Annotated in this window: 10 protein-coding genes and 1 other RNA gene; 4 read left to right on the top strand and 7 right to left on the bottom strand. The window is 67.5% G+C overall.

Translation table 11 applies throughout. The annotated features are described in order from the left end of the window. Nucleotides 1-21: 21 nt before the first annotated feature. From MRY80_RS11905 to MRY80_RS11890, 4 genes are all read right to left on the bottom strand, one after another. Nucleotides 22-1,539: an ATP-binding protein gene (locus MRY80_RS11905; protein WP_293291236.1), complete on the bottom strand. Its 1,518-nt coding sequence runs from the start codon at nucleotides 1,537-1,539 to the stop codon at nucleotides 22-24. 182 nt (nucleotides 1,540-1,721) lie between these two features. Further along, nucleotides 1,722-5,525 carry a response regulator gene (locus tag MRY80_RS11900; protein WP_293291235.1) on the bottom strand — a complete coding sequence of 1,268 codons (3,804 nt, stop codon included), beginning with the start codon at nucleotides 5,523-5,525 and terminating at the stop codon, nucleotides 1,722-1,724. 119 nt (nucleotides 5,526-5,644) lie between these two features. Further along, the gene (locus MRY80_RS11895) at nucleotides 5,645-7,309 is read right to left on the bottom strand and encodes a chloride channel protein (RefSeq protein WP_293291233.1); all 1,665 of its coding nucleotides are present in this window, start codon (nucleotides 7,307-7,309) and stop codon (nucleotides 5,645-5,647) included. A gap of 42 nt (nucleotides 7,310-7,351) precedes the next feature. Then, entirely contained in the window at nucleotides 7,352-7,582 is a 231-nt protein-coding gene (locus tag MRY80_RS11890) for a hypothetical protein (RefSeq protein ID WP_293291232.1), read from the bottom strand. On the opposite strand from MRY80_RS11890, the gene MRY80_RS11885 reads away from it, so the two are divergent. From MRY80_RS11885 to MRY80_RS11875, 3 genes are all read left to right on the top strand, one after another. Next, nucleotides 7,581-9,392: a chloride channel protein gene (locus tag MRY80_RS11885; protein WP_293291231.1), complete on the top strand. Its 1,812-nt coding sequence runs from the start codon at nucleotides 7,581-7,583 to the stop codon at nucleotides 9,390-9,392. The genes MRY80_RS11890 and MRY80_RS11885 overlap by 2 nt on opposite strands. 57 nt (nucleotides 9,393-9,449) lie before the next feature. Then, a complete protein-coding gene (locus tag MRY80_RS11880; RefSeq protein WP_293291229.1) occupies nucleotides 9,450-10,859 on the top strand; it encodes an FAD-linked oxidase C-terminal domain-containing protein in 1,410 nt (469 codons plus the stop codon). A 64-nt stretch (nucleotides 10,860-10,923) separates the two neighbouring features. Next, on the top strand, nucleotides 10,924-14,805 hold the full coding sequence (locus tag MRY80_RS11875) for an AsmA family protein (RefSeq protein ID WP_346433398.1): 3,882 nt from the start codon (nucleotides 10,924-10,926) through the stop codon (nucleotides 14,803-14,805). An 18-nt stretch (nucleotides 14,806-14,823) separates the two neighbouring features. Here MRY80_RS11875 and MRY80_RS11870 read toward each other — a convergent pair whose 3' ends face one another. The 3 genes from MRY80_RS11870 to ssrA all read right to left on the bottom strand — a co-directional run bounded on the left by MRY80_RS11870 (nucleotide 14,824) and on the right by ssrA (nucleotide 16,113). After that, nucleotides 14,824-15,051 (bottom strand): ribbon-helix-helix domain-containing protein, encoded by a 228-nt coding sequence (locus tag MRY80_RS11870; RefSeq protein WP_293291227.1) that lies wholly within the window; start codon nucleotides 15,049-15,051, stop codon nucleotides 14,824-14,826. 18 nt (nucleotides 15,052-15,069) lie between these two features. After that, nucleotides 15,070-15,606 carry an SspB family protein gene (locus MRY80_RS11865; protein WP_293291226.1) on the bottom strand — a complete coding sequence of 179 codons (537 nt, stop codon included), beginning with the start codon at nucleotides 15,604-15,606 and terminating at the stop codon, nucleotides 15,070-15,072. A 150-nt stretch (nucleotides 15,607-15,756) separates the two neighbouring features. Then, nucleotides 15,757-16,113: a transfer-messenger RNA gene (ssrA, locus tag MRY80_RS11860) on the bottom strand. A 121-nt stretch (nucleotides 16,114-16,234) separates the two neighbouring features. Between ssrA and MRY80_RS11855 the strand changes: the two genes are divergently transcribed. Further along, nucleotides 16,235-16,546 (top strand): DUF2853 family protein, encoded by a 312-nt coding sequence (locus tag MRY80_RS11855; RefSeq protein WP_293291225.1) that lies wholly within the window; start codon nucleotides 16,235-16,237, stop codon nucleotides 16,544-16,546. The last annotated feature ends 161 nt before the right edge of the window (nucleotides 16,547-16,707 follow it).

Here is a 16,707-nt window from a genome sequence, read left to right as displayed (position 1 = left end):
CATTCGAGACCGGGCGGGCCGTCATTCGGCGGCGTCGATGCGCGGGGCGTCCTCGGCGTCCGGGTCGCCGCCGGCGGTCTGGGCGTCGAAATCGGGGAAGGCGACGATGCGCTTTCCGGCGTGGTCGGTGTGCAGCACCACGAGTTCGCGTTCCTCGAAATAGTCGAGGAAGCGGCGGGCGCGGCGCTTGGAATGGGTGCCGTAGGCGCGCGCGATGGTCTCGTCGGGCGGGCAGGGTTCGCCGGCGATGGCGGCGCGGGCCAGCATCAGGAACACGCCCTGCAGATCCTCCGGCACGCGCCGAGCGAGGCCGAGCGCCGACTGCCATGCTTCGCCCTCGGCCATTTCGTCATCGACGCCGGAGCGGGCGATGGCGAGACGCAGGCGGAAATCCGGCATGGAGAGGGGCGCGCCGGTGATGCGGCGCATGCGGCCGCGCATCAGGAAATCCTGGTAGAGCTGCGCATCGGAGCGGAAGCCGGAGCCGGCGTCGGCGACGATCTCGGCCAGCGTGTCGGCGATCCAGACCTCCATCTCTTCCGCGCTCATCGGGGCGGGGCGGTTGGGGCTCTCGGCGGCGGGCTCGCTTTCCTGGCGGGCGACGGCCTGGGAGAGCTTCTCCATGATGTCGGTTGTGGCGCGGGCGGTGGGCGCGTTGCGCCTCGGCGCCGGCTGCAGCGCGAAATCCTCCGCCGTCGGCGTCAGGATCAGGTCTTCGGCGTCGGCCGGCTTGTCGGGCAGCGGGATGAGCTTCGGGCTGGACGAGCGCCCGCCGGTTTCCACCGCGCCGATGGTCACGTTGAGCGGGCGGCGCGACAGGGCGGGGCCGAGCGCGACGAAGGAGCCGCGCTTCAGGTCGCGGAACTGCTCGGCCTGGCGGCGGTCCATGCCGAGAAGGTCGGCGGCGCGGGCCATGTCGATGTCGAGGAAGGTGCGCCCCATCAGGAAGTTGGAGGCCTCGGCGGCGACGTTCTTGGCGAGCTTGGCGAGGCGCTGCGTGGCGATGACGCCGGCAAGGCCGCGCTTGCGGCCGCGGCACATGAGGTTGGTCATCGCGCCGAGCGAGGAGCGCCTGGCGTCCTCGGCCACTTCGCCGGCGGCCGACGGCGCGAACATCTGCGCCTCGTCGACCACCACGAGCACCGGAAACCAGAATTCGCGCTCGGCGTCGAACAGGGCGTTGAGAAAGGTCGCGGCGGCGCGCATCTGGTCGTCGATCTCGAGGCCCTCCAGCGTCAGCACGCAGGAGACGCGGTGCTGGCGGATGCGGCCGGCGACGCCGATCAGCTCGCCCTCGGAGCGGTTGGCGTCGACCACCACATGGCCGAAGGCGTCGGCGAGCGTGACGAAATCGCCCTCCGGATCGACGACGACCTGCTGCACCCATTTGGCGGACTGTTCGAGCAGGCGGCGCAGGAGGTGGGACTTGCCGGAGCCGGAATTGCCCTGCACGAGCAGGCGCGTGGCGAGCAGTTCCTCGATATCGAGCCTGGCCACGTCGCCGGTGGACGTCGTTCCCATATCGATGTCGACCTGCACGGCCTGGCTGCCTCTTCTGATCGTTGCCTTCGGCTGACGCGGCGCCCCGGTTCAAGGCGGCCGCCCGGACGCGGCGCCGACTCGCAGACGCGCCGCATCCCCTTGTCCTTAGAGGATCGGCCGGGAGACGAAAACCGGTTGCGACCGGCGTTCCACAGGGGGTTGCGGGGCGGGGGCCGGTCTCAGCCGTTGACCGCCTCGCGGCGGGCGCGGTGCAGCCAGTTGTCGATCTTGCGCAGCAGCGTGTCGGGGCTGATCGGCTTGGAGAGATAGTCGTCCATGCCGGCCTGGATGCAGCGCTCGCGGTCGCCCTTCAGCGCATGCGCCGTGACGCCGATGATCGGCGTGTGGGCGCCGGTCTCCGCCTCGCGGGCGCGGATCGCCTCGGTGGCTTCGAGGCCGTTCATTTCCGGCATGGAAATGTCCATCAGGATCAGCCGGGGCGGCTTGCGCAGGCTGGTGTCCACGGCCTGCCTGCCGTCGCCGACGATCTCGAAGGCGTAGCCGGCTTCGAGCAGGATCTGCGAGAAGACGAGCTGATTGACCTCGTTGTCCTCGGCGATGAGGATGTCGATGGCGAAATCGCCGGGCGCCGTCTCCGCGGGGGCGGGGGGCGCGTCGATCGGGCCGTTCCAGGCGTGCGGCGGTTCCGACAGGCGCGTCGCGCGGTCGTGCCATTCGCCGGGATGCGGGGTCTGCATCGGCGGGGTGTCGTAGAGGACCGGATAGTCCGCGCGCCGGCCGGCCTCCGCGTCGGCGGACCAGCGGTCGTGGCCGGCGGCGGCGATGGCGTCGGTGAGCGCGTCGAGCAGGTGCGAGGAGCGGGCCGGCTTCATCAGGCTCTTGTGGATGTTGAGACGGCGCAGGTTCTGGGCCGACATGCCGCTGTCGACCGAACTCAAGACGATGATCGGCGTGTCGGCGAGGCGGCGGTCGGAGCGCACGGCGGCGGCGAGATCCGTGCCGTTCATGCCGGGCATCTGGTAGTCGAGCACGATGCAGTCGAAGGGCGCGCCCTGCCGGTGGGTCTCGCGCAGGAGCTGCAGCGCCTCCAGGCCGGAGGCGACCGCCTGGCCCTCGAAATTCCAGGCGCCGAGCTGCTCCAGGAGGATGGAGCGGTTCACCGAATTGTCGTCCACGACGAGAATGCGTGCGCCGGAGACGTCGGTCTTCGGCAGTTTCGGGTCGCCGGCCGTCGCGTGCTTGGGCAGCGTGACGGTGAACCAGAAGGTGGAGCCCTGGTTGACGACGCTGTCGACGCCGTAGCGGCCGTTCATCAGCTTGACGATCGAGGCGGAGATCGCGAGCCCCAGGCCGGTGCCCTCGTGACGGCGGGTGGAAGAGCCGTCCACCTGCGAGAATTTCTCGAAGATCGTCTTCAGCTTGTCCTGCGGAATGCCGATGCCCGTGTCGGTGACGCGGAATTTCAGTTCGGTGCCGTCGCCGAGGTCGCGCCCGTCGACATTGATGAGCACATGGCCGAACTCCGTGAACTTCACGGAATTGGAGACCAGGTTGGTGATCACCTGGCGCAGCCGGCCGACATCGCCGACATAGGTGTCGTGCAGCGCCGGATCGACGCGCACGATCAGCTCGATGTCCTTTTGCTGGGCGCGGGCGGTCATCAGGGTCGCCACGTCGGCCACGGCCTCGCGCAGTTCGAAGGGCTGCGGGTCGAGCTCCAGCTGCTCGGCGTCGATCTTGGAGAAGTCGAGGATGTCGTTGATGATGGTCAGCAGCGCGTTGCCCGACTTGATGATGACGTCGGCGAAGGTGCGCTGCTTGGCGTCGAGATCCGTCGCCGACAGGAGTTCGGCCATGCCGAGCACGCCGTTCATCGGGGTGCGGATCTCGTGGCTCATATTGGCCAGGAACTCGGACTTGGCGCGGTCGGCGGCCTCGGCCTTCAACTGGGCGTCGCGCAGCGCCTTCTCGCGCGCCTTGAACTGCGAGATGTCCTCGACGCGGATGACGACGTAGAGTTCGCCGTCGGCCAGTTGCTCGCGCGACTTGTAGACACGCGAGGCGAAGACCGTGCCGTCGGCGCGCACGATGTCGTGCTCGTGCGAGAAGGTCTCGCCGGTTTCCATGACCTCGGCCTCGTACTGGGTTGCCTCGGCGACGCCCTGCGGGCCGACGATCTCTTCCGCCGTCTTGCCGATGATCTCGTCGATCGGCATGGCGTGCAGGTCGGCGAAGGCCTTGTTGGCGACCACGCAGACGCCGTCGCCGTTCTTGACGAGGACGGGGCTGGACAGGCGGTCGAGAATGCTCTGGGCGAGTTCGGCCTGGGTGCGCGCGGCGACAGCCTCGTTCTCGCGCGCCTTCAGTTCGGAGATGTCGGTCGTCACGCCGACGACGTAGACGGAGCCGTCGGAACCGTAGGCGAGGCTCTTGCGGGCGAGGCGGTGGCGGGGCTTTGCGTCGTCGCCGAAGGGGCCGATCTCCTCGAACTGCCGGGTCTCGGCGGTCTCGATCACCTGGCGGTCGGAGGCCATGAATTCTTGGCCGGCCTCGCCGAAGATGTCCTCGTCGGTCAGGCCGACGGCCTCTTCCGGCGAGATGCCGCTGATCTTCTGCCATGCGGAGTTGGCGTAGACGAATTTCAGGTCGGGCGTCTTGGCGTAGACGGCGGCCGGGATCGCCTCGATGATGTTCTGGTAGAGCTCGTTTTCCTGAAGCCGCTCGGCCAGAGCGTCCTGATTGTGCTTCAGCGTGGACACGTCGATCCGGAGGCCGATCAGGAGGCCTCTGTCCGTGCGCTGGTTGACGATCTTGAACCACCGGTCGTTCGATGTGTGGCGCAGCGTCTCGAAATGGTCCTGATGATATTGCTGCAGCTTGCGGCGTTTCCACTCGTCCGGATCGGTCTCATGGAGCGTGTCCATCTCGCCGCCGTCGTTGAAGTACCAGATCTTCTCGCGATGGGCGACTTCGACGGCGTCCTGGATGGTCATGCCGGGACGAAGGGCCTCTTTCAGCTTCGGGTCGTCGGTGTGCAATTGCCGGTTGGCGAGCACGAAGCGGTCGTTCTCGTCATAGACGATGATGCCGATCGGAATGCTGTCGAGGATCGTCTGGAGCAGGTCGGACAGTTTCTCCGACTCGGCGCGTGCGGCAAGGAGCTTGAACTCGCGATCCTTTTCCTCGGTGATGTTCGTGCGAATGCCGATGATCATGCCGTTCGACAGCCGCCGCGTTTCCCGCTTGTACCACTGGCCGGTCTCGGCCTGCTGGGCGATCTGCCCCACGACGGGCTGGCGCGCCTCCTCGACATAAGCGGCGACGTAGGCCTCGAGCTCGTCCTCGCTCATCTCCGAGGTGTCCTTGTCGGAGACGTATATTCCGCGCTTGAGCCCTTCGCGGATGATGGTTTCGAGCTTGGTGCCGGGCACCATGAGATGGGCGACATTGGGGTAATGCGCCTTGATCGCTCGATTGGCGAAGACCAGCCGCTCGTCTTCGTCGTAGATCACGACGCCGGAGCTGATCGTGTCCAGGGTGACGTCTATGATGTTGTAGAGACGGCGGGATTCGTCGCGGGCGCTTTCCGTCTCCTCCAGCATGGAGACGACGGTGCCGAGGCAGTTGCCGGTGCCGCGATAGCCCTGGAACCGGCCTTCGTCGTCGAAGACCGGATGGCCGCTGATCGACACCCAGCGCTGGTTGCCGCTGGGGCTGGTGTATTTGTAGATGAAGTCGCGGAAGGGCTCGTGCCGTTCCAGCGTCTTCAGATGCTCCCGGTAGCTTTCGGTCTCGCCGGAATCGCGCAGGAAGATGTCCATGCGCGACTGCCCGAGATAGTAGGCCGGGTCGATGTTCTCGTCGGGGCCGCCCACCTCGCCGGAGAAATAGGTGAACTTGTGCTCGCGGTCGGTGATCCAGACCCAGCCGGCGCAGACGCCAAGCAGTCGTTTGTAGTCGTCCAGCGTCGCGCTCTCCGGTGGGAGAACCGCCTGTTTGGATCGCGAACCGTCACCCATCATCGACCTGTCAAACGCCAAAGTTGAGCACGCTCGGCCTTTCGGCGTGAGCGCGCAATCCCCGCAGATTCCCCGAAACAGATGAAGCGTGCGTTAAACCTGCGCGCGAGCGTAACGATTTGCTATCGGTGCTCTTCCACCGACGCGTCGATCAGCGCCTTGTTGAAGTAGCGCAGCGCGCGCATCTGGCTGGCCCAGGCGATGATCTTGCCGGGGTCGGTTTCCGAGACGACGGGCAGGCGCGCATGGCCGCCGGCGTCGAAGATGCGAAGCGCGGTTTCCAAGGTGTCGCTCGGTTTGAGAGACGGGCCGCCGGTCTCCGGATCGTGGCGCTCGGGCTCGGCGTCGGGGCCGGGCAGGTCCATGAAGTCCATCACCTTGCGCGACCGGATGAGGCGGTGATGCGGCCCCTCGTGGATGAAGAGGCCGCGCATTTCCAGTTGCCGCTGGAAATAGGAATGGCCGTGGATGGCCTGGTTGAGGCCGTAGGCGATGGCGACGGTGAGGAGGAGCGCGATGGAGAGCGTGTAGCCGCCGGTCAGCTCGAAGACGATCATCGTGGTCGACAGGGGCGCGCCGAGCACGGCCGCGGCGACCGCACCCATGCCGAGGATGGAATAGAGGCCCTCGCTGGAGGCGAGTTCGGGGAAGACCGAGGCGGCGATGAGGCCGAAACTGCCGCCGGCCATCGCGCCGAGATAGAGCGAGGGCGAGAAGATGCCGCCGCCGAAGCGCGAGGCGAGGGTGATCGCGGTCGCCGCCGTCTTGGCGACGAGCAGCATCAGCATCAGCGACAGCGGCAGATTGTTCTTCAGCGCCGCGTCGGTGGTCTCGTAGCCGACGCCCAGCACTTCGGGAAAGACCACGGCGATGGCGCCGACGCCGGCGCCGCCGACCACCGGGCGCAGCCATGTGGGCATGGTGATGTGGCGGGCGACCCAGTCGGTGGCGATCAGCGAGAACTGGAACAGGATGGCGACGACGGCGCAGGTGACGCCGAGAAGGGCGAAGGCCGGGAACTCCCAGTAGGAGGTGATCTGGTGCTCGGGAATGACGAAGGCGGCGATGTCGCCGAACCACATGCGCGTCGCCAGCGTGCCGATCACCGCCGAAAGGATGATCGGCACCAGGGCGGACAGCGCGTAATGGCCGAGCACGACCTCATGGGCGAAGATCATGCCGGCGATCGGCGCGTTGAACGAGGCGGAGACGGCGCTGGCGACGCCGCAGGCCAAGAGAACGCGGCGCGCGGAATCGGTCAGCCGGAAGCGTTCGCAGATCGATGCGCCGAGCGTCGCGCCCAGATGCACGACCGGGCCTTCGCGGCCGGCGCTGGCGCCGGAGCCGAGCGACACGACCGTCAGCGCGGCCGAGGTGATGCCGGGCCAGAAGGGCAGGCCGCGCGCGCCTTGCGCGCAGGCCTCCATGACGTCGGCGACGCTGAAGGTGCGCTGCTTGGCTTGGATGGTCTGCAGAAGGATGCCGACCACGAGGCCGCCGATGACGGGCGCGATGAAGACGACGATCTTCGGGATGCCGGCGGCGGCGCTGACGACATGTTCCGACGCCGTGCCGAGCCAGGCGAGCTGGACGAGGCCGATCGCCTCGCGAAACAGGATGGTCGCCATGGCGACGATGCCGCCGATGACGATCGCCAGCAGCCAGACCAGCGGCAGGCGGCGGGCGGCGAAGGCGCGCAGGCTCGTCGCCGTCTCCGACAGCGCGGCCGCGACGCCGGTCCGCAAGGGGGCGAGCACGCGCTTGAAGGGTGACGGGATCTCGGACATGCCTGCCGCGGGGAATCGGTAAGTTCTTCTTGACGCGGCATTCTAGCCGAAGGCGGTCATCGGCGCGACAGGGCGGCCGTGTCGCGACTTGAACGGCAAATGACCCGGATCGGCCTTGATTTTCGCGTCCACGAGGTTCAGGAGACATGCATTCCGGGCCGACAGCGCGCTTTTGCCATCTGCGAAGCTCCTGCGCATGTCTCCCGGCCCGCACGCGACCGTTTCCGGCCGGAATGAAACCCTAACCAGGCGCCGCCGCGCCGTGTTCGTCATGTCCTTGTCCGATACGCCCTCATCCAGTCCCGCCGCCTCCGACCTGCCCCTTCCCGAATCGCGCATCGTCAGCCTGCCTGTCCTCTGCGTCATGGCCTTCGCCATCGGCCTCGTGGCCGCCGCCGGGGCGGTCGTCTTCCGAATTCTCATCTCGGTCGTCCACAACGCCTTCTTCTTCGGCACCTTCTCGACCGTCTACGACGCCAACCAGTTCGACGCGCCGAGCCCGTTCGGGCCGTTCATCATCCTGGCGCCGGTCGTCGGCGGCCTGATCGTCGTCTGGCTGGTCAAGACCTTCGCGCCCGAGGCCAAGGGCCACGGCGTGCCGGAGGTGATGTATGCGATCTACCACAACAAGGGGAACGTGCGCGGCGTCGTGGCGGTGGTGAAGTCGCTCGCCTCGGCGATCTCCATCGGCTCGGGCGCCTCGGTCGGGCGCGAGGGGCCGATCATCCAGATCGGCGCGTCCTTCGGTTCGACGATGGCGCGCTGGTTCAATCTCGCCCGCTGGGAGAAGATCACGCTGTTGTCGGCGGGTGCCGGCGCGGGCATCGCCGCGACCTTCAATACGCCGCTGGGCGGCGTGCTGTTCGCCGTGGAAATGCTGCTGCCGGAAGTCTCCAACCGCACCTTCCTGCCGGTTGTGGTGGCCACCGCGACGGCGACCTATGCCGGGCGCATCGCCTTCGGCCTCGATCCGGCCTTCATCGTGCCGCTCGCCGACGTGCCGATGCATGCGGCGGTGGACCCGTTCCAGCTGATCGGCTTCGCGCTGCTCGGCGCTCTGGCCGGCGTCGCCTCCTGGGGCTTCATCCGGTCGCTCGCCTGGTGCGAGGACACCTTCCCGAAACTGCCGGGCAACGAATACACGCAGAACATCATCGGCATGCTGATGCTGGGCGTGCTGGGCTACGGCCTGTTCCTGGTGACGGGCGCCTATCACACGATGGGCGTCGGCTACGCGACGATCCAGGACATCCTGAATTCGACGCCCTACACGCTGATCCTTCTGGTGTTCCTGCTGCTGGCCAAGGTGCTGGCGACCTCGATCAGCCTCGGGGCGGGGGCGTCGGGCGGGGTGTTCTCGCCGTCGCTGTTCATCGGCGCGACGCTGGGCGGCGCCGTCGGCGTGCTCGGCATGATGCTGTTTCCGGAGCACAATTTCCATCCGGCCGAATTCGCGCTGGTGGGCATGGGCGCGATGGTCGGCGGCGCGACGGCCGCCTCGATGACCGCGATCGTGATGATCTTCGAGATGACGCGCGACTACAACGTCATCGTGCCGCTGGTGCTGGCCGTGGCGATCGCGGTGGGCGTGCGGCGCTGGCTGATCACCGACACGATCTACACGATCAAGCTGCGCCATCGCGGCCGCCCGATCCCGCAGAACCGGCACACCAACATGTATCTCGTCCGCCCGGCGAAGGAACTGATGGCGCGCAACTTCATCGTGTTGCCGATCGACATGGGCATCAACGCGGCGATCGCCGAACTGGCCAATCACGAAGGGCCGATGCATGTGATCGCCACCGACGAGCAGCGCATCGCCGGCTTCGTGCGCTTCGGCACGATCCCCTACAAGGCCGACCGCTTCGCGCATCAGACGCTGCGCGACGTGATGTCGAGCGACTATGTGATCGCCTCGCAATCGCATATCCTGAACTCGGTGATCACGCGCATGAGCCAGCGCAACCGCTCCTACGCGATCGTGGTCGACGGGCCGGGCGTGGTGCCGCGGCCGGACAACATCGTCGGCGTGATCGACACGCAGGAAATCGCGCAGGCCGTGATTTCGAACCATTACGGGTGACCGCGCGGCGGGCCGTCGCGACGGTGACGGGCCGCGAAGGCGGGTGAGGGGACAGACTTGGCTTTAAGCGACATCAAGACCGCCGAGCGCAACGAGAGCGGCATCGCGCTGGCGCTCGACATTCTCAAGCAGCGCTTCGGCGAGCGGTTTTCCACGGGCGAGGCGCTGCGCCGCCAGCACGCGCATTCCACGACCTACATTCCGGCCCAGTTGCCCGACGGGGTGGTGTTCGCCGAGGACGCCGACGAGGTGCAGCAGGCGGTGCAGGTGTGCGCCGACCACAAGGTTCCCGTCGTGCCCTTCGGCACCGGCACCTCGCTTGAAGGCCACATCAACGCGCCGGCGGGCGGCATCTCCATCGACGTCAGCCGCATGAACCAGGTTCTCAAGGTCAATGCCGAGGATCTGGACTGCGTGGTGCAGCCGGGCATCACCCGCAAGCAGCTGAACGACTATCTGCGCGACACGGGCCTGTTCTTCCCGATCGATCCGGGCGCCGACGCCTCGCTCGGCGGCATGGCGGCGACGCGGGCGTCCGGCACCAACGCGGTGCGCTACGGCACGATGCGCGACAATGTCATTTCGCTCGACGTGGTGATGGCGAACGGGCGCAAGATCACGACCGCGAAGCGGGCGCGCAAGAGCTCGGCCGGCTACGACCTGACCCGGCTGATGGTCGGCTCGGAAGGCACGCTCGGCGTGATCACCGCGCTGACGCTGCGCCTGCAGGGCATTCCGCAGGCGATCTCGGGCGGCGTCTGCCCGTTCCCGACGTTGGAGGCGGCGGCGAACGCCGTCATCATGACGATCCAGATGGGCCTGCCGGTGGCGCGCATCGAGCTCGTCAACGCGCTGCAGGTGCAGGCGATCAACGCCTATTCGAAGCTCGACCTGCCGGTTTCGCCCTGCCTGTTCGTGGAGTTCCACGGCACCGAGGCGGGCGTGAAGGAGCAGGCGGAGACCTTCGGCGAGATCGCGGCCGAACTGGGCGGATCCGACTTCATCTGGTCGACGCGCGAAGAGGAGCGGCTGAAGCTGTGGCAGGCGCGCCACGACGCCTACTGGTCCTGCGTGGCGCTCCGTCCAGGCGCCAAGGCGGTGGCGACCGACGTCTGCGTGCCGATCTCGCGGCTGGCCGAATGCATCGCCGAAACCGAGGTCGACATCGCCGAAGCCGGGCTGATCGCGCCGATCGTCGGCCATGCCGGCGACGGCAATTTCCACGTCTCGGTGCTGGTCGACGACACGAACCCGCGGGAAATCGAGGCGCTGGAGAAATTCGTCGAGCGGCTGAACATGCGGGCGCTGGCGATGGACGGCACCTGCACGGGCGAACATGGCGTCGGCCAGGGCAAGATGGCGTTTCTCGAACTGGAACTGGGCGGCGCGCTGGACGCGATGCGGGCGGTGAAGCGGGCGCTCGATCCCGACAACATCATGAATCCGGGCAAGATTGTGCGGCTTTGAGCGGTTCGCCGTCGTAACGTCTTGATCTTGTGGTAACGAGTCGCATCATTAGGTTGGCGATCCGCTGATAGGATCGCTTTCCGGGAGCGAGCAACTGGCGCGGCTTTTTGTCATTTTTGGCGGTCTACTCGTGCTGGCGCTGGTGACAGCGCTGGTGGCGCCGTATTTCATCGACTGGGGCCGGTATCGCGCCGGGTTCGAGCGCGAGGCGTCGCGCATCCTCGGCCAGCCCGTGACGGTCTCCGGCGAGGCGAAGGCGCGGCTGCTGCCCTTTCCCTCGGTGACCTTCGAGACCGTGCGGGTGGGCGACGCGGAACGGCCGCTGGTCGTCGCCGACCGATTCTCCATGGACATGGAACTCGCGCCGTTCCTGTCCGGCGAAATCCTGATCTTCGACATGCGGCTGGTCAATCCGCGCATCGACCTGACGCTGGACGAGCGCGGCTTGCCGGACTGGTCCCTGCCGGCGGCGGGGCCCGTGCGGCCCGCGCGCGTGGTGCTGGAAAACGCCAGCATCATCAACGGCTCGATCACGCTGCATGACGCCGTCGACGGGCGCGACTGGGAGATGGACAGCATCAACGCGTCCGTTTCCGCCGACAGCCTCGTCGGCCCGTATCGCATCTCGGGCAGCGGCTGGCTCGAGGGCACGCCGCTTGGCCTGCGCATCGCCACCGGCGCGTTGTCGCGCGAGGGCTTTTCGCTGCGTACGGTGGTGGAACTTGAGCGGCAGGGCGTGGAATTGACCGTGGACGGCCGCATGGCGGAGCCGGGCGAGGGGCAGGACACGCCCTATACCGGCGTCTTCACGGCGCGACCGCTTGACGGCTTGTCGGACCGGCGCTTCACGGTCCAGGGTGCGTTTGCCGCCTCGCCGCGCAGCGTCGAGGTCGCCGAATATCGCGGCGAGTTCGGCGATGCGGAGGACCCGTACGTGGTCAGCGGTTCGGCGGCGCTGCAGGGCGGCGACACGCCGAGCTACCGCGTCGTGGTGACGGGCACCCAGGTGAACCTGCCGAACGAAGCCGCCGACATCCGCGCGAGCGTACCGCGGCTGACCTTCGCGCAACGCCTGGCGCGGGTGCGCACGACGCTCACCGCCCTGCCGCTGCCGGCCATGCCGGGACGCATCGAGGTGGACCTGCCAGCGATCGTCGCGGGCGACGTCGCGATCCGCGACATCCGCTTCGCCGCCTCGCCGGACACGAGCGAAGGGGCCGATCCGCGCAACCAGTGGAAGGTCAGCGGCTTCGAGGCGCAATTGCCGGGACGCACCACGGTGGAGGCGGACGGCGTGCTGCACCTGCCGCGCACGCGCGACGACGGCGACGACGCGCGGTTCGAGGGCTCGCTGGTCGTGGCGTCGCGGCAGCCCTCGGGGCTCGCCACCTGGCTTGCCGGTTCGGCTGACGAGGCGATCCGCCGGCTTTCCAATGCGGGCGTGGCGGCCGATGTGGAACTGTCGCCGGAACGCCAGCTGGTGGAGAACCTGGAGATTATCCTCGGCCCGGCGCGGCTGGGCGGCCGGCTGGAGCGCATCGCCGACCCGGCGCGCCGCTCGACGCTGGACATCGAACTGGCCGGCGACGGGCTGGACGTGGATGCGTTGGAGGCGCTGTCGGCGGTGTTCATCGGAAAGGACGGCGCGGCGCGCTATGTCGATCACGATCTGGACGTCGATCTCGACCTGACCAATCCGGACATTCGCGGCGTCAAGCTGGAGCGGCTCGACGCGTCGCTGCGCTCCTACGAGCACGACACCGAGATCAACCGGCTGCTGATCACCGGGCTTTACGGAGCGTCGGTTTCGGCGACGGGCAGCCTGACCCAGGGTGACAAGGGGCTGAACGCGACCTTCGACGCGACGGTTCTGGCCGGCGTCGGCGCCGGCCTGATCGAGGGGCTTTCGGCGCGCTTCCCCGAAGTGCCGGCACTGACGCGGCTGCGCGGCATCGCGGCGGCCAGCCCGACGGCCTTCGACGACGCGCGCCTCGACATCTACGGCACGGTCAGGGGCGACGCGGCCCTGGCCGGCGAGGCGAGCCTTTCGATTTCGGGCACGGTCGGCGGCACGGAACTGACCGTGACGGGCACGGCGCGCGGCGACATGAGCGATGCCGAGAAAACCGCGGTCAACATCAACGCGTCCTTCGACAATGGCGGGGCCGAGCGGCTGTTCGCGCAGGCGGGGCTGCCGGTGTTTCCCGTGGACAGCCCCGGCCCCATCCGCGTGGAGACGCGCGCCGAGGGCAGTCTCTTCGACGGCATGACCTCGCGCTTCAAGGCGACGAGCGGCGACACCGTGCTGGAAGTGGACGGCGTGCTGACGAGCGACATCCTGTCGACCGGCTTCACCGGGCAGGCGCAGCTGGAGGCCAACGACATCGAGCCGTGGCTGATGACGCTCGGCTATGCGCTGCCCGGCACCGGGCTCGGCACCACCGCCGACGTGTCGGCGGCGCTGTCGCAGCGCGGCGGCAAGACGGTGCTGCGCGAGATCGACGCGGTGATGAACGGCAGCCGGGTGACCGGCGACCTGACGATCACGGCCTCCGACGCGTTGCCGACGGTGCGCGGCGAACTCGCCTTCGAGAGCCTCGACGCCGGGCCGTTCTACGCGATGATCAGCGGCGACGCGGCGGCGGCGATCCGTGTGGCGGACGCCGAAGACGCGCTCGACCGGGAGTTCGGCCCGCCGATCCTGCCCGACCACGACATCGAGATCGACGTGACGGCGGGCGAGGTGACCTTCCCGTCGAGCGAGGCGGCGTTGAGCGATTTCTCCGGCACGCTCGCCTATCGCGACAACGAGATGGCGCTGCGCGATGGGGTGGCGAATCTGGGAGAGGCCGCGATCGGCGCCAGCGTGTCGATGCGCAACGAAGCCGGGCTGATGCTGCTCGACGCGCAATTGTCGATGGAGAAGGCGCCGACGGCGGTTCTCGCGCGGCCGCTGGACGGACTGATCGCCGGCACCGCCGACGTGGCGCTGCACCTGACCGGCACCGGGCGCAGCAACGCCGCGCTGGTCGATTCGATGACGGGCTCCGGCGTGATGTCCACCGGCGAACTGACGGTCGCCGGCGTGCGTCCGGACGGGTTCGGCGACCTCATCCGCGAGGCCGACGCCATCGGATACGGGATCACGCCCGAGCAGATCGAGGCGATCGCGGCCAAGACCCTGTTGACGGGCGAGACCGTGCTGGCGCCCGCCGACTACGCGATCTCGGTCACCAACGGCGCGGTGCGCCTGACCAACGCCCATGCGCAGGCGGGCGACCTGACGATCGACCTGGACGCCGACGCGGACCTCCTGACCGGGCTCATCGAGGGCGACGGGCGGCTGAGCTTCGATCCGGGCGAGGAGGATGTCGCGGGGCCGCAGCCCGAGATCGCGCTGACCTTCCAGTCGTCGGAGAACGGCGATTTCGAGACGGTGCGCGATTTCGGCCCGATCGTCGGTTTCGTGACGCAGCGCTCGCTGGAACGCGAGCAGGCGCGTGTCGAGGCGATGCAGGCGCGGCTTCTGGAAAAGCAGCGGCTGCGGCGCGAGGTGCAGTTGCTGAACGACCGCAAGCGCCGCCGCGAGGAACCGGCCCCCGCGCCGGAACCGACCGTTGAGGATGCGGCGGGGCAGGATGCCGCAGGGCAAGAGGCGCCTCAGAATGGCGCCGCCACGCAGGACAAGGACGCACTGAACCTGCAGGGCGGGCCGGCGGCACTGCGCGAGGCCGGCAACCATGCGGAGATCACGCTCGATCCGCGCGCGGTCGGCAATACGGTGCCGGCGGCCGCGCCGCTTTCGGCTGGCGGCCAGGCGCCTGTTGTCCTCGACCAGGCGGCGCGGCGCGGCATTGCCGCGGAAATCTTCGCGCGGCGTCTTGCGACCGGCGGGTCCACGCGCGGCGCAGGGCCGAAAATCATCGAACTGGAACAGGCGAACTGATGCGCGAAGGCGCGCCGATCACGCCTCGCTGAAGCGGCCCTGGAGCGCCTTGCCGAGCACGTGAAGCCGCAGGGCCGACGAGAGGTTGGAATCGCGCGGGCGGTTCTCGTCGATCTCGGCGACCAGCGAGGCGAGCGAACGGTCGTCGGCCTCGGCTTCCCATTTCAGCAAGGACAGGAATTCATCCTCGACCGAGAAGCTGGTGCGATGGCCGGCAATGGTGACGGAGTGCTTGCGGACCGGCATGGAGACGGGTGGCAGCGGCTACTTGTTCTTGCGGAAGGAATCGAGCGACACGACGTCGGCGCCGCCGCCTTCGCCGCCATCCGGCCCGTCCTCGTCCGGCTTCTTGCGCGGCGCGCCGGCGGCCGGTAGCGTCGCGGGGCCCTTGCCGGCTGCGGGCTCGAGCGGCTGGTCGGTATTCTCGTCGCCGGCGGCGTCGGCGTTCTCGACGTCGAATTCCAGCTCGAAATTCACCGACGGATCATAGAAGCCGCGAATCGCGGAATAGGGGACGTAGAGCTTTTCCGGCACGTCGGAGAAGGACAGGCCGACGCTGAAGGCGTTTTCGGTGACGTCCAGGTCCCAGAACTGGTGCTGCAGCACGATCGTCATCTGCTCGGGATACTGTTCGCGCATCCGGTTGGAGACTTTGACGCCGGGCGCGCCGGTGACGAAGGTGATGAAGAAATGGTGGTTTCCGGGCAGGCCTGTCTTGGCGACTTCCGTCAAAACCTTGCGGATCACGCCACGCAGGGCATTCTGCACCAGAATGTCATAGCGGATCATGTCTTCAGTCATCGATCGTCGTCCGGCTCCGGAAGGAACATTGTCGCTGCATGGTGTGCTTTTTTCGCGGCGGCAGGTCAAGAGGGCAGAAATGCCATCGCCCCGCGGCGAAACGGCCGGCGGCGGATCTGTGGACAATGACGGTCGGGACAAAGAGGGAGAAGTGGAGGCTTCTGTTGCCAGGTGCCTCCGGACCCCGCCTAGAGGGGCTAACCCCTAGGGCTTAAATCGAAGCTGTCGCACCGCCATTAGGCAGCGAGACGTGCCTCAGCATAGTTGTCGTTTGCAACTACTAGGTTGACCCGATAACGGCGGTATCATGCCGAACAAAAGAACGATCTTTACACCCTCGTCGATCCTGTTTCGCCCCCATCACAAACGGCCCTTGCCGGCCGCTTGTGGTGGAGGCGCCGGGTACCGCCCCCGGGTCCGAATGGCTTATTGCATCGCCAGTTTATTGTCATAGCCGGTTGCCCGGCAGTTCCTTACATAGTCAATTTCGCTACGGATTTCAAAGGGTCGGCTTGACTTTGCGGGACGTGTCGAGAACATGGCCGGGAACGGATGTCCGGCGGTTGTGACGCATGGCCCGCGCCCCGGATTCCGGCGATACTGGCGACGGCGAAACAGGGAGAACTCGATGAGCGAATATCTCGAGGACGTGCAGCGCTACGACGCGAGCGCCGACGAGGAGACGGTCACCAAGATCGTGAAGCATCTCGGCATCGCGCTGCGCAGCCGCGATTCGTCGCTGGTGTCCTGCTCCGATCCGAGCGAGCTGGACCGCGTGCGCGAGAAGTGGTGCACCAAGAAGCTGGGCAGCACCAACGATGCCGGAGCCGACGAAATCATCGCCAAGGTCTGTGAGGAGATGAAAGGCGACCGGAACAAAAACCGCGTCACCTTCTACTATCTGGTCGCAAAATACATGGGCAAGCTCGGCGACCTCTAGGCGCCGGACCGCTTGGGTTTTGCATGCCTCCGTCGTCTTCGGCGGGGGCATTTTTCGTGGTGCCGGACAAGGGCGTTGTCGCGTGCCGGCACGGCCCGTCTTATCTGTGGGCCTGGATTTGCGCGCATGGACGCAAATGCGGGAATCATGTGAGGTAATCC

This window comes from Oricola sp., from assembly GCF_022763245.1.
Taxonomy (GTDB): Bacteria; Pseudomonadota; Alphaproteobacteria; order Rhizobiales; family Rhizobiaceae; genus Oricola.
This window is presented reverse-complemented; position numbering and strand designations above follow the sequence as displayed.

Excerpts from the sequence above, each read along its gene's own strand:
- MRY80_RS11870 (WP_293291227.1), bottom strand. The coding sequence starts at position 15,051 with ATGCCGGTCCGCAAGCACTCCGTCACCATTGCCGGCCATCGCACCAGC.
- MRY80_RS11895 (WP_293291233.1), bottom strand. The coding sequence starts at position 7,309 with ATGTCCGAGATCCCGTCACCCTTCAAGCGCGTGCTCGCCCCCTTGCGG.
- MRY80_RS11900 (WP_293291235.1), bottom strand. The coding sequence starts at position 5,525 with ATGATGGGTGACGGTTCGCGATCCAAACAGGCGGTTCTCCCACCGGAG.
- MRY80_RS11885 (WP_293291231.1), top strand. The coding sequence starts at position 7,581 with ATGTCCTTGTCCGATACGCCCTCATCCAGTCCCGCCGCCTCCGACCTG.
- MRY80_RS11865 (WP_293291226.1), bottom strand. The coding sequence starts at position 15,606 with ATGACTGAAGACATGATCCGCTATGACATTCTGGTGCAGAATGCCCTG.
- MRY80_RS11855 (WP_293291225.1), top strand. The coding sequence starts at position 16,235 with ATGAGCGAATATCTCGAGGACGTGCAGCGCTACGACGCGAGCGCCGAC.
- MRY80_RS11890 (WP_293291232.1), bottom strand. The coding sequence starts at position 7,582 with ATGACGAACACGGCGCGGCGGCGCCTGGTTAGGGTTTCATTCCGGCCG.